This is a genomic window from Dyadobacter sp. BHUBP1 (genome assembly GCF_050587785.1).
In the GTDB taxonomy this organism is placed as follows: Bacteria; Bacteroidota; Bacteroidia; order Cytophagales; family Spirosomataceae; genus Dyadobacter.
In genome coordinates this window covers 1124754-1138933 of sequence record NZ_JBOBIH010000002.1, presented here as the reverse complement: position 1 = coordinate 1138933, position 14180 = coordinate 1124754, and the positions used below count along the sequence as shown (strand labels likewise).

The window sequence follows — 14180 nt, the reverse complement described above, 5'->3', positions numbered from 1 at the left end:
CTTGACTTATGCTATTCAACTACCTCAAAATATCGATCAGGAACTTCCGTAAACAGCGGTTGTTCAGCGGGCTGAATATCCTTGGGCTCGGGATCGGCATCGCGGCCGTGTGGCTGATGGTGCTTTATGTGGCCGATGAACTGAGCTACGACCGCTTCCACGCCAAGGCCGACCGCATTTATCGTGTGACTCAAGAGGCCGAGTGGGAAACCGGGAGTTTCAAGCTCGCTCCTACTTCCGCACCATTCGCGCCGGCATTGCAAAATGAATATCCTGAAATCGAAAAAACCGTTCGCATCAGCGCCGAGGGCGGTGGTAAAATCCGGTTCGAAGAGAAGCAGGTGGATGCACCTGATATCTTTTTTACCGATGGATCCGTTTTCGACGTATTCTCCTACTCATTCCTGTATGGTAACCCGGCAACTGCCCTGCGCGAGCCCCAGAAAATCGTCCTGACAAAAACCCTTGCAACACGCATATTCGGCGATGCTTCGAAAGCGATGGGGCAAACTGTGTTTTTCTCCAATAATTATCCCAACGTCATTACCGGCGTCATGGAGGACGTCCCTGCAAACTCCCACTTGAATTTCAGCGCATTGCGGTCGCTTCCCGCAGACTATACCGGCGGATGGCAGGACGGGGACATTTATACTTACCTACTTTTAAAAGACGGTACCGATGCGAAGAAGTTGGAAGCCAAGTTCCCCGCTTTTTATGCCAAATACCTGCAAAAACAAATGGGTAATGCCGATTACCACCTAAACTTACAACCGCTGACCTCCATTCACCTGCATTCGCACCTGGATTACGAGATCGGTACCAATGGAAATATTAAAACAGTTTACATCTTCTCGGCTATCGCATTCCTGATCCTCGTGATCGCTTGCATTAACTATATGAACCTCTATACGGCCCGCTCGCTCAAACGCGTGCGCGAGGTAGGCGTGCGCAAGGCCATCGGGTCACAGCGTTTCCAGCTCATCGGACAGTTCCTGACGGAGTCGTTCATGACGACCATCCTCGCCGGTTTTGTAGGTTTTTTATTAGCAAAAGCCGCATTACCGTTTTTCAACCAGTTGGCCGAAAAGTCACTAAGTCTTGATTTTCAAAACAATGATATGCTGACAATCGGTATCGCGGGTACTTTTCTGCTGCTGATCGGCCTTCTGAGCGGGCTATACCCTGCGCTCATGCTCTCGGGCTACCGACCCGTTATTGCATTGAAAGGCCAGCTCGGCAGCCATACGGGAGGTGCGGTTTTCCGGCAATCGCTGGTAGTATTCCAATTTATAGCCACCGTGGTGATGATCGCCTGCTCAGGCATTGTGTACCGTCAGATTCGCTATGTTAATCATAAGGATCTGGGTTTTAACAAAGAACAGGTCCTGACCTTTCATATCGATAAAAACGAGGTCCGGACGCAGGTGGGCGCATTGAAAGAAAAACTGGAACAGAATCCGGTCATCGAAGGCGCTGCCGCAGCCAGTAACCCCATCGGCAACAACACCATCGGATCGGCTGCTTTTTTTATTGAAACCAACCATGGGGAAATACCTTCCAGTACCCAAATGACGCAGCGTTTCATGGCCGACGCCGATTATCTGCGCACGATGGAGATCAAATTGCTCCGAGGCCGCGATTTCATCAAAAACTCCCCTACCGACCTGGCCGGTTCAATCCTCGTGAATGAGGCATTGGCCAATAAGCAGGGCTGGTCAAACCCGGTCGGGAAGAGATTGCGCTACCCTGCAGATAAGGACGGTAAAGCGAAGGAGTTGACCGTCGTGGGCGTTATCAAAGATTTCCATATTTATTCGCTGCAACACAAAATTGAACCACTGGTGATCCAGCTCGCCCCGCCCCAGGAGCAGGATAATATGTATGTACGCATTAATGTCGCCAAAACGCCCGAAGCGCTCGCTTACATCCGCGAGGTTTACAAGACTTTCGATGCCGAAGCCCGCCCGGAGTTTCAGTTCCTCGACGAGAATTTCGCCAAACAATACCAGGCTGAGCAGCGCCAGGGCAGTGTGCTGCTGGCATTCGCGATCCTGGCCATTCTGATCGCCTGTCTGGGCTTGTTCGGACTCGCCGCATTTGCTGCCGAAGCCCGTACGAAGGAGATCGGCGTCCGTAAGGTGCTCGGTGCGAGTGTCCAGGACGTGGTACTGATGCTTTCGAAGGATTTTGTCAAACTTGTGCTCGTAGCCATTGCCATCGGTACGCCGATAGCCGTTTACGCGATGAGCGAATGGCTGCAAAACTTTGAATACCGGGAAACATTATCCTGGTGGATATTCGCCGTGGCAGGCGTCATCGCGATCGTCATCGCACTGGCAACCGTGAGTTCGCAGGCATTGAAATCGGCGTTGGCAAACCCTGTTAAAGCTTTAAGAGCGGAATGAAGGGGAAGATGGAAAAGTTTCCTATTCTCCATGCTGCTTCTTCCCTTTCCTTCCCTTTCTCCCGTTCCTCCTTTCCTTTCAAACCCCAAAACCTATGCTCAAAAGCTACCTTAAAATCGCCATCCGCAACCTGTGGAAGCACAAGCTGTTCTCTTTCATCAACATCGTCGGTCTTGGCCTCGCTATGGCGTTTTGCTTTATGCAGCTCATACAGGTGCAAAGCAGTTTTGAAAAGGATTCTTTCCATCCCTATCCGGAGCGTACATTCCGCATCCTTACCGACGCTACCGACAATGTCGGCGAAAAGCATTCACTTGCTTCAACGCCGTTCCCCCTCGGCCAAATGCTGGCGAACGGGCAGAGTGTAATCGAAAAGACGGTGCGCATTAACCGGTCGTTCGGCACAAATCTGAGCAACGGCATCAAAACGCTCCGCACATACGGAATTTATGTAGAGCCCGCGTACTTTGAAATCTTTGGATTCCCATTGGAAAAAGGGAAACCGGCCACCGAACCCTGGACGGCCGTGCTCACGCATGAGATGGCGGAACGCTACTTCGGCGACGCCGATCCGATAGGCAAAACACTTACAAACAGCGAGGTAGGGACATTCACCATTACCGGTGTTTTCAAGCCGCTCAAAAGATTCCGGACGCATTTGGATACCGACATGGTGATATCAATGGCTACGCTGCCGCTCATGCAAAAGGACTTCAAAGCCGAGGACTGGCTTAGCTATAACACCTACACTTTTGTATTTCTTACCAAAGGCTCTTCCCGCACAGACCTCGATCAGGCGCTGGCCCGCGTTTCCGCAGAGAACCAGAAGACGGTCCGTTTCAAGGATATTAAAATGCATTCATTCCGCAGCCAGGCGTTATCAGAAATTTCTCCGGACTGGGAGGGGCTGCTGGACAATCCTGGTGTGGAGCCGATGTGGAAAATGGGTGTAAGCCTGCTTATTCCCCTGGTGATTATCGTATTGGCAGGTTTCAACTATATTAACCTCACGCTCACGCGATCGCTCAGCCGAGCACGAGAGGTGGGAGTACGCAAGGTCGCGGGCGCAAAAAAATTTCAGCTGGTCAGCCAGTTCTTAGTCGAAACGGTCGTGATTGCCTTGCTCGCGTTCGGGCTTGGTTATCTCGGGCTGTTATTTTTGCAGGAATACATCCATGTGGGCTGGCTCACATGGGAGGTGGGCGACACGCGCATGCTTTGGGCGATCTTCATCGGCTTCACATTGTTTACCGGCTTCCTGGCGGGCATTCTGCCTGCGAGGATTCTATCATCCTACCAACCGGTCCAGATCCTGAAAGGCGAAATGGCGCCCACCGGGCTGGGCAAATTCGGTTTCCGGAAAACACTCACCGTTATCCAGTTCGTGGTAGCATTGGTCTTCATGACCGGCACCGGCATTATGAACAGCCAGTTTGAATACATGGCTACCGACAACGAGAATTTCAACCGGAAAAACATCCTGAACGTTTCGCTGGCACCCGACAGCGATTTCAAACTTCTGGCCAATGAGATGGGCAGAGAAGCGGGTGTCAAACGCGTAGGCCTTACCTCCGCCACCTTGAATGAAGGCGCGGGAAAAGCTAAACTTTCACCATTATCTCAGAAAGGCCAGGTTAATCCGGTAGAAAGCTTCATTTATGCATCCGACCGGAATTTTATCGAGAATATGCGGCTGCAATTCATCGCCGGTGAAAATGTCCCCGCCTCTACTGACACCACCATCCATTTCGTGGTCCTGAACCAAAGAGCAGCCCAGTCACTCGGATGGAAAAATCCAAAGGAGGCGGTTGGACAAACTATCCTGCTGAATGAAACGCAGGTGATCGTATCGGGGATTGTGAAAAATTTCTGCTTTATGCGTTACGAACTGCCGGTGGCACCACTCGTGTTCGCTTTCGATCCGCGTGAAATCAAAGTACTTTCTTTGGAAGTAGCCGCCGGGACCGATCGTGAACGCCTCGCTGCCGCATTGGGCAAGATCTGGAAACGGTATCATCCGCACGAGTCGTTTGTGTATTCCTGGTATGAAGACCAGCTTTACGAGGATTATCTGGAAAATGAAGATCAGAAGATCACCGATTTGCTGGTATTCGTCGTATTCACGATCGCGGCAATGGGTTTGCTGGGAATGGTCACCTATTCCACCGCCAAGCGTGTAAAAGAAGTGGGCGTGCGAAAAGTAATGGGCGCCAGTACAGCCCAGATCATGCAACTACTATCCGGCGCATTTGTGAAGCTGATCCTGGTCGCAGCGATCATCGCGATGCCGATCGGCTATGGGCTTGGGGCGCTGTTTCTCAATATTTTCACCTACCACCCAAGCCTGGGCCCAGGCGTATTTCTCACTTGCATGGGTAGCCTCGGGCTCATTGGCTTGCTCACCATCGGTATCCAGACATACAAAGCGGCCGTTACGAATCCGGCGGAGACTTTACGGAATGATTAAAGGGGAGGAAAGGGAGGATGGAGAACACCACTGTTAAAAAACGTTAAACAAACTACCACTGACAGTCAGCCAGTTGATAAACTACTAGTTTTGAAACATGCTGAAAAACTACTTCAAAATCGCTTGGCGTAATTTGCTGAAACGCCGCTTTTATGCGTTGATAACGATCCTCGGTCTTACCGTCGGGATGACGTTCTCGTTCCTGATGATGAGCTACATCTGGGGCGAGCTTCGCGTGAATGCCGATCTCCGGAATGCAAAGAACCAGTACATCATCCGCAGCCAGTGGACCGACCCGAATATGGGACTGGATCTCACCACCCTGGGGCCGCTTGGAAAAGCATTGAAAACCGATTACCCCAATCTGGTTGCAAACTACTACCGCTACGACGCCATTACTGTGGCCGTATCGCATGGCGACAAGCATTTCAGGGAGGATGTGCAGACGGGAGACTCGACCCTCTTGGCTATGTACGGTTTCCCGCTCCGGTACGGGCAGGCAGAAACTGCATTGAATGCGCCCAATTCGATCGTAGTCACCGAAAACAAGGCAATGAAATACTTCGGCCGGACAGACGTCGTAGGCGAGTCGCTTACGCTGCACAATTTCTCAGGCGGCAAGCAGGAGTATCAGATTACTGCGGTGATGAAAAACCCTCCCTTCAATTCCGTAACCCATTTGTTGAATACCGGGGCGGAAATTTTCTTTCCATTCAGCAGCCTTGAAGGGCGCAAGGGCTCGGAGGATAACTGGGGCTTTGCATTTATGGTTAATTATATCGAACTAAAAGATGGCGTTTCACCCGCCGACCTCGCCAAACCCATCGCCCGCGAGCTCGCGACAAATGCACCGGAGGCCATCCGGACCAACCTGAAAATACACCTGACCCCACTCGGCGAGTACTACCGCGAAGCAAACAATGGGATCGTCAACAAAATGCTCCTGACGCTTTCGGGTATTACACTGTTTATTTTGCTGATGGCAATTGTCAATTTCGTAAACATCTCCATCGGCAGCTCATCATCCCGTTTGAAAGAGATAGGTGTGCGAAAAGTATTGGGCAGCCTCCAACAGCAGCTTATCGGGCAGTTTCTGGCCGAATCTGTCCTCCTCGCACTTTTGGCGATGCTTATTTCGCTGGCGTTATATGTGCTACTGCGACCATTTTTCAGTGGTATTTTGGGCAAGGAAATAGCGTCGCTCTGGTCACTGCCACCTTATTTGTTGATAGCCCCGATATTTATTTCCATACTGGTGGGACTGCTGGCCGGTTTGTTCCCGGCACTGGTGCTCTCGCGGATTCCGTCGGTGGAATCGATGAAGGGAAAACTGAAATCCGTCCGGGACAATATCCTTTTTCGTCGCTCGCTTATCGCATTACAGTTCGTGATCGCATTGTTTGTCTTTGCCGGGGCTGGCATTGTGACACGGCAGGTCGATTACTTTTTCAATAAAAATCTCGGGTATAACAAAGAATCAATGGTAACCCTCGGTGTCCCGCGCGACTGGACGCCGACAGGGCAGGCTAAAATGGAACGGGTGCGCGACGGACTCTCCCGCCTGAAAGAGATCAAGCACATTTCACTTTCCTACGAAATTCCAAACGGCAATGGCGGCTATTTTGGCTTCTACAAACCCGGTCAGGATTCCACAGAAGCTGTTCTGACCACCGTACTACGCACGGATGTCGCCTATGCCAAAACATATGATATAAAACTGATAGCCGGTGAGTTCTTACAATCGGCGAACACCGCTTACCAACCCGACCGCATCGTCATGAATGAAACGGGTGTCAAATCCCTCGGGTATGCAAGCGCGCACGAGGCGCTCGGGAAGCAGGTACGGGTACATTTTTATCCAAAACCACTAACCATTGTAGGCGTGGCGCAGGATTTCCACTTCGAATCCATGCACCAGGCCATTAAGCCACTGGTGTTCGCCGACGTCCGGGGCACCAATACCTACCGCTACCTGAGCATACGCCTCAACCCTGGTAATATTGGCAACGCTATGGCCACAATCCAGCAAAAATGGCGCGAACTCATGCCGGATGCCCCGTTCGAATACGTATTTATGGATGAAACCCTGCAGAAATTATATCGATCTGAAATCCAACTTAAAAAGGCCTCCCGCGTCGCGACATTTCTTTCAGTGGTTATCGTCTTGCTGGGCATCCTCGGAATGGTTTCACTCAATGTCGCCCGCCGCACCCGCGAGGTAGGGATACGCAAAGTACTGGGTGCAACCAGCGCGCACGTGGTAATGCTTTTTCTCAAAGAATTTCTGGCAATCCTGGCCGGAGCCTTATTAATCGCATTTCCGTTGGCAATGCTATTGGGAAACCGATGGCTGAAAACTTACGCTTACCGCACAGAAATCGGATGGGAAGTATTTGCGGGCATCGCGACGATCTTTGGAATGATGATCACCGCGCTCGTCTGTGTGCAGACGTACAAGGCTGCGGTAATGAATCCCGTTGAGAGTTTGAAGAATGACTAGTTAGAATTTAAAGACTTCGTAAATATCAAAATCTGCACTTTGTACGAAGTCTTTGATCGCTTGCGCTTTCTCACGGAGCAGATCTGAAAGTACTTTTGTGGAACAATTTCCTGCTCTGATCCAGACAATTTTAGGAGGTTGTGAAAACTGATTGATAAGTTTGATGAAGTCTTCATCCGCTGTAATCACCGCCTGATAACCGTTGTCGCGGGCAAACATAAAAATCTCGTAATCATCTGCGTCTGTAAGACCCAACTGCCGTACATGGTTCAAAGTATCAAACTGATGTGCCAGCAATGGCAAAATCCGTTGTGAGATATTCTGATCAATCAGAACCTTCATGCAGCAACGTCATAAAGCGTCCTCTTCAGTTGGTCCGCGGAGAATTCCAAGGCAACAGTAATATCTTCTCTGGTCAACTCAGGGAAATCCTCTAAAATATCATCAAATGACATCCCCGAGGCCAGCCAGCGCAAAATATCTTCGACTGTGATACGCATACCTCTGATACAGGGCTTACCACTCCTTTTCCCAGGTTCCAGCGTTATGATATTTTTGTAGATATACATACTGAGTAGTCTGTCTGATGCTTAACAAAAATAACGATTTACCACAGCATAAACCAAAGTACTCACTAACTCAATTTAACCGAAAACAAATCCTTCGAACGCAAGTACACCCAGGAGACGACAACGAGCGTCAGCACGCCTCCCATCATGACGGAGGGAACAGTACCGAATGCCTTGGCCATGACGCCGGATTCGAACGCGCCAAGTTCGTTCGAGGAGCTGACAAATATGCCGTTGACGGCCGCCACACGGCCGCGCATTTCGTCGGGAGGATAGATTTGCAGGATCGTCTGACGGATGATCACACTGACGCTATCGAACACGCCGGTCGCGAAGAGTGCGCCGCAGGAGAGCATGAAGTTGGTAGAAGCCGCAAACACCAGTGTGAATATGCCAAAGCCCGCTACTGCCACAAGCATGTTGCGCCACGCATTATGCGTAGGCGGGAAATAAGCCATCGCGAACATGGTCAGCATGGAGCCGATGGAAGGTGCCGCTCGCAGCAGACCAAGCCCTTCCGGCCCGACTTTCAGAATATCCTCGGCGAAAATGGGCAGCAAAGCAATTACGCCGCCGAAAAGCACCGAGAACAAATCGAGTGTCATGGCATAGAATACAATGCGCGTTTTAAAGACAAACTTGAAACCTTCTTTCAGGCTTTCCATGATCGGCGTGACAATCTTCGGAAACTCCGGGCGCGTTTTGATCATGCCCAGCAAAGCCCAGCAAACCACGAAGTTGACGATGACGATCAGCAATGTTTGGGTAAGCCCAAGGTAAGCGTACATAAAACCCGCAGCAGCCGGGCCGATAATGGCGCCTGCCTGCGAAAAAGAACTGCTCCAGGTAGATGAGTTATGGTAGATCGTTCTCGGTACAAGGAAGGGTTTGAGTGAGCTTGCAGCAGGCGAGTAGAAGCCTTTTGCAAAACCTATTAATCCAAAAACAGCATAAATGACCGCCAGATGCTGCCACTCCGCCAGCTTGTTATAAATACCCGGCTGAAAAGCGGTGTACAAGATCCCGGACCCTAGCAAGATCACCACCAGACTAATATGCATGATGCTGATCTTGTTCTTCTGATCGGCCACATAGCCCCCAAACAACGAAGTAACAATGAACGGAATCGCCTCTGCCAGTCCCACGAGGCCCAATGCGAGCGGATCGTGCGTGGTTTTGTACAGTTCATAACCCACGATCACTTCCTGAACGCGGATGGTGGCAGAGAAAAGGAAGGAATTCGATACAAAAAACCGGAAATCAGAATAGCGGAGCGCTGCGTAAGGATCGTTGGATGCTACTGTTTTCAAGTGAGTGTTTGGGTGGTGTAAAAAAGTAACATCGGTGCCGTAAAAGAATGTTCTGCTTTAACTGAAAATTAATGCCTTTTACTGACCCAATCCTATAAAAGGCTGTTAAAGTGCCAAAATCAATGTTTTACATTTCGTTTACATTGTTTTACAAGCATTTGTTCGCGTGCTCCACGGTCATCGGTACTTTTGGCCAGCAGTCAAAATCATCAAAACACATTTAGATATGAACTTCAAAGCAATCAAAATCATCTTCCCGGCAACGGTCCTGTTATACTCGCTGCAAGCCACGGTGGCGCTGCCGAAGTCTGCCGGTTCGTCTGACGAAAATACCCTGCTCGTAAACGGTCGCGTAATCTCGCCAGAGCAGTTTGCACACGTCACCCGGGGTACGCTGACGCTCGTAAAAAGTAATTCGGCTTCCGGCCAGCAAGCAAACGTACCCTTCCTGATTTACCTGAAACGCGGCGGCATGATCGTCAATCCCGAATCCCATGCACACAACTTTGCAGTATGGAGCTCCGAAATTCGCGATATTCTGGAATTCGCCGAGGCCGGCGACCAGCTCATTATCGATCCCGTCAAACCTCAAAATACCTCTGCGAGAAAAGTTATAATTATCAAAAAGACGCAAATCATCCCGCGATTCCAGTGGTTTTATGTTTCGAAACAGAAAAAGGACAATTGCTGAAATTCGTTAAATTTGATGATTGGTCCGAGGCTTTATGATGCGGTATTTCAAAGCGGTTTTCACAGGGTTCCTGCTCGTAACATGCATATGTGCGGGACGTCCGCTCATGGCCAACAGCGACGCCGTTCGCTTTTCTGAAAATGTCAACCTGTCGCTCCGGCGGACGGTCGATCTACTGCTGCGAGCCAATGGAGATTCCCTCTCACAGATCCCGCCGGTGAAGCAAACGGATGCCAACACGTTTTCGGTGCAAATGGACCATATGTTCGACTATGACAAACTACCCGAAACATTGCAACGTTCATTCGATTCCTATCATATCGACCGGCCGTACAGTGTCGCCGTATTGAATTGCAAAACCGGCGAAGTAAGTCTCGGATACCAGTTCTTCGACCTGAACCAACCCGGCGGGGTGCCGTGTAGAGGGCGCTCGCGCGAGGCGGGCTGCTACATGCTGCAAGTCCGCTTCACGCCGGAAGCCGCCAAACCCCAGGCTACCGGCAATACCTGGCTGCTGATCACAGTGGGCGGTACGCTGGCCGGGCTGGGTTTTATCGCCTGGAACAGGTCGCGGCACAAAAAAACACCGGAAAATGTACCGCAAAATACGCCGGCTTCACATTCGCGCATTGCATTCGGTAACTCCTGGCTGGACACCACCAACCAATCACTCTTCAACAGCCAATCCACCCTGACATTGACGTTCCGCGAAGCAAAGCTGCTTAGCTTGTTCGCCCGAAACATCAACCAGGTCCTGGAACGCGATGCGATTTTAAAATCGGTTTGGGAAGATGAAGGTGTTACCGTGGGAAGGAGCGTCGACGTATTCGTATCGCGCCTCCGCAAAATGCTGGCCGCCGATCCGCAAGTTAAAATCACCGCCATTCACGGCGTAGGCTACAAAATGGAAGTCCATTCCTGAAAATCCATGTTCAAAACCTTTCTGAAAATAGCAGTGCGTCAGCTCTGGCAGGGACGGCTGTATGCGGTGATCAACGTCATCGGTCTGGCAATTGGCACCGCCAGTATGCTCTTCGCGGCCATTTACATCACCGATGAACGCAGTTTCGACGGCTTTCATCACCATAATCCCCATCTCTACCGCATTACCAGTTCCTACCGGGAGCGCGGCGAGCTCATTTCTTCGGGTGGTACCGGCCAGGTACAGGGCCCGGCATTTCAGGCGCGGATACCCGAGATCACACGTTATGCGCGCGTCATGGGCGGGGACATCCACGGAGATGTGCGGCACGGGCACAATGCATTCAAATTACAGCTGCTTTTTGTAGATGCTTCTTTTTTTGACGTGTTCACCTTTCCGTTACTGCATGGCAATGGCCGTACCGCGTTGCAAAACGTCAATTCGGTGGTCGTTACCAAACGTACAGCGATGAAATTCTTTAACCGCACCAATGTGCTGGGCGAGCTGCTGCAAATGGACGCCGACCCGTCGGCAATGCGGATCGGGAAACCGCTGGTCATTACGGGCGTGGCAGAAGATCCGCCTGCCAATTCCTCGGTTCAGTTCGACATCCTCTTTCCATTTGCGTTTATGAAAGTATCGTTCAACGACGCGAGCTGGCTGAATGCCTATCTGGGAACGTTTGTCGTGCTGCGCCCCGATGCCCAGCCAGATCAGGTTATCCGGAAATTTAACCACATAGCCGGCGCATTATCCCAAACCCAACGAAAAGACCATCCCGAAGCATTCATCATTACCTATGGCTTACAAAAAATGACCGACATTCACCTGAATACGCAGGAAATTCCCAACCAAAACGGTGAATCCGGCATTATGAACGCGAGCAGGCCTGTTTATTCCTACATTTTCATCGGCATAGCCGATTTTATCCTGATCATGGCCAGTATCAACTTTATTAACATTCACATGGCTTCTTCGATGAAGCGTGCAAAGGAAGTCGGGATACGTAAGGCCACCGGAAGTGGCAGCGGAGCGATCGTCGTGCAGTTTCTCGGCGAATCGGCTATTCTGGTAGGGATCTCAATCGTTCTTGCATTTATACTCGTGATGTTACTGCTGCCGGCATTTAATCACTTATCTCAAAAGCAAATCGCACTGAATCGGCTATGGAGCCCGGAAACGGCAGGTTGGCTGGCATTTATTTTCGTGATAAACATCGCTTGCGCCGCACTCTATCCCGCCTGGCTAATTTCCAGGCTAAATCCGGTTGAAACGCTCTATTCGAAAGCCTCGCTTGCCGGTAAAAATCCGACCGGGAATGTGCTCATGGTTTTCCAGTTTGCGATAGCGATGCTGCTGGGCATCGCGAGTATGGTATTTTACAGGCAAATGCACTTTATCAGGTCCAAAAACCTGGGTTATAATCCTGATCAGATCGTCAAAATAGCCATTCACGGTGTGCGGGATGTTCAGCGGGTGCACAAGCGCTTCCGGAACGAGCTGGCGGGCGACCCTGCATTCGGGGCGATCTCGCTTGCGGGTGAGTTTGGCAACCGTGATGTAGTGGTGAAGGGGCAAAAAATTCTTGCAAATGTGCGTACGATCGATGCCGATTATCTTCCGATGCTTGAAATGAAGCTGCTTCAAGGCCGCAACTTCTCCCTCGCTTTCGCTTCCGACGAAACTTTCGGGGTATTGGTCAATGAAGCGTTTATCAAAAAAGCAGGCATTACCGACCCGGTCGGGAAGACGTTAATGCCCGACGATTATTTTGGAAAGCAGGGCCTGACCATCCTCGGCGTTATCGGTGACTTTCATTTCAGCTCGCTCAAAGAGCGCATCCGACCTATGATTATGCCTATGAGCACACATTACGGAGGCGGGGAACTATGGATTAAAATCGCCCAAAACAGGGAGTTATATGCCATTAGTAAGCTTAAAACGACGTTTAAAAAGATTTTACCCGACGCTGTTTTTGACTACACCTTCCTGCACGACGCTAACGCACGTGCCTACGCAACCGAACTTCGCTGGCAGCAGATCATCACGGTGGCGACCATAGTGGCCGTGGTCATTTGTAGCCTGGGACTCTTCGGTCTCACGCATCTTGCCATCACGCAACGCCGGCGCGAAACGGGCATACGGGTCGTGCTGGGTGCGACGGGTTATGATATTGCGCTGGTTTTTTCCAGAAACTTCATCCACATCATCTTTATTGCCTTTTTCATCGCTTCCATCTCGGGCCACTACCTGATGCAATCATGGCTTGGTCAGTTTACCTACCATGCCGGCCTGCAATGGTGGATGTATGTCTGCCCGGGAGCCGTGGCAATGGGACTGGCATTGTTTACTGTATTCGCCCAGGCTTTGAGTGCCGCCGCCGCGGATCCGGTGAAGGTTTTAAGGTCCGAATAACGTCCATTTCACAATGGCAAGTCCCAGGTTCCGAACGCGTCCGATTGCGTACACATTTTGTACGGTATCGGACGCACGCCCGTTAGCATCATTTTAAAACAACATGAAAATCAATTATTTACACTTTTGGCAAGGCTTTTTAAAATAGGACTGGCATAAGAGACGAGGATGTAAGCATTTGTTTTTAAAACAGGTTGTCCGTAATTACATACCAAATCTCAAACATCCAATTTTTATGATCCAGTTAGAAAAGATATCCAAATATTACCCGGCAGGTTTTGGCAAAACATACGTATTGCGCCACATTGATTTGAACATTAAAGAAGGTGAATTTGTGTCGATTATGGGTCCGTCGGGCTCCGGCAAATCCACTTTGTTACATATACTGGGCTTGTTGGAAGAGCCGTCCGAAGGTGAATACCTCTTCCTCGACGAGCCGGTTCAGAAACTCTCCGAGAAGAAGCGTACCGAATTGCACCGCCACCACATCGGTTTTGTGTTCCAGGCCTATCACCTGATCGACGAACTGACGGTTTATGAAAACATCGAGACCCCGCTTTTGTACAAAGGCACATCGTCGTCGGAGCGCAAGAGCCGGGTGGCGGAACTGCTCGACCGCTTCAATATGGTTGCGAAGAAAGACCTGTTCCCGCACCAGCTTTCGGGCGGCCAACAGCAACTGGTAGGCGTTGCCCGGGCGATCGTACACAACCCGAAAGTGATTTTCGCCGACGAACCGACCGGCAACCTGCATTCGGAACAGGCGATCGAGATCATGGAATTATTTCAAAAGCTTAACCAGGAAGATAAAGTCACCATCGTTCAGGTAACCCACTCGGAAACCAATGCAGGTTACGGCAACCGGATTGTCCGGTTGAAGGACGGATGGCTGGCGTAACCT

Annotated in this window: 10 protein-coding genes; 7 read left to right on the top strand and 3 right to left on the bottom strand. The window is 50.6% G+C overall.

The genetic code is table 11. The features are described 5' to 3' along the window. Positions 1-8: 8 nt before the first annotated feature. The 3 genes from ACQ4MZ_RS11465 (at position 9) to ACQ4MZ_RS11455 (ending at position 7372) form a co-directional block, all read left to right on the top strand. On the top strand, positions 9-2405 hold the full coding sequence (locus ACQ4MZ_RS11465; protein ID WP_430845110.1) for an ABC transporter permease: 2397 nt from the start codon (positions 9-11) through the stop codon (positions 2403-2405). A 94-nt stretch (positions 2406-2499) separates the two neighbouring features. Then, the gene (locus tag ACQ4MZ_RS11460; RefSeq protein ID WP_430845108.1) at positions 2500-4872 is read left to right on the top strand and encodes an ABC transporter permease; all 2373 of its coding nucleotides are present in this window, start codon (positions 2500-2502) and stop codon (positions 4870-4872) included. 97 nt (positions 4873-4969) lie between these two features. Continuing rightward, positions 4970-7372 carry an ABC transporter permease gene (locus ACQ4MZ_RS11455; RefSeq protein ID WP_430845106.1) on the top strand — a complete coding sequence of 801 codons (2403 nt, stop codon included), beginning with the start codon at positions 4970-4972 and terminating at the stop codon, positions 7370-7372. Here the strand turns inward: ACQ4MZ_RS11455 and ACQ4MZ_RS11450 are convergent, their stop codons facing one another. From ACQ4MZ_RS11450 to ACQ4MZ_RS11440, 3 genes are all read right to left on the bottom strand, one after another. After that, on the bottom strand, positions 7373-7714 hold the full coding sequence (locus ACQ4MZ_RS11450) for a DUF5615 family PIN-like protein (protein ID WP_430845104.1): 342 nt from the start codon (positions 7712-7714) through the stop codon (positions 7373-7375). Continuing rightward, on the bottom strand, positions 7711-7941 hold the full coding sequence (locus ACQ4MZ_RS11445; RefSeq protein WP_430845103.1) for a DUF433 domain-containing protein: 231 nt from the start codon (positions 7939-7941) through the stop codon (positions 7711-7713). Before ACQ4MZ_RS11445 ends, ACQ4MZ_RS11450 begins: the two co-directional genes overlap by 4 nt. 65 nt (positions 7942-8006) lie before the next feature. Continuing rightward, positions 8007-9251 (bottom strand): MFS transporter, encoded by a 1245-nt coding sequence (locus ACQ4MZ_RS11440; RefSeq protein WP_430845102.1) that lies wholly within the window; start codon positions 9249-9251, stop codon positions 8007-8009. 226 nt (positions 9252-9477) lie between these two features. Here ACQ4MZ_RS11440 and ACQ4MZ_RS11435 point away from each other — a divergent pair, with 226 nt between their 5' ends. The 4 genes from ACQ4MZ_RS11435 (at position 9478) to ACQ4MZ_RS11420 (ending at position 14177) form a co-directional block, all read left to right on the top strand. After that, a complete protein-coding gene (locus ACQ4MZ_RS11435) occupies positions 9478-9942 on the top strand; it encodes a hypothetical protein (protein WP_430845101.1) in 465 nt (154 codons plus the stop codon). Positions 9943-9961: 19 nt separating this feature from the next. Then, on the top strand, positions 9962-10864 hold the full coding sequence (locus ACQ4MZ_RS11430) for a winged helix-turn-helix domain-containing protein (protein ID WP_430845099.1): 903 nt from the start codon (positions 9962-9964) through the stop codon (positions 10862-10864). A 6-nt stretch (positions 10865-10870) separates the two neighbouring features. After that, on the top strand, positions 10871-13279 hold the full coding sequence (locus ACQ4MZ_RS11425) for an ABC transporter permease (protein ID WP_430845097.1): 2409 nt from the start codon (positions 10871-10873) through the stop codon (positions 13277-13279). Positions 13280-13514: 235 nt separating this feature from the next. Next, on the top strand, positions 13515-14177 hold the full coding sequence (locus tag ACQ4MZ_RS11420; protein ID WP_015814340.1) for an ABC transporter ATP-binding protein: 663 nt from the start codon (positions 13515-13517) through the stop codon (positions 14175-14177). Positions 14178-14180: the final 3 nt, after the last annotated feature.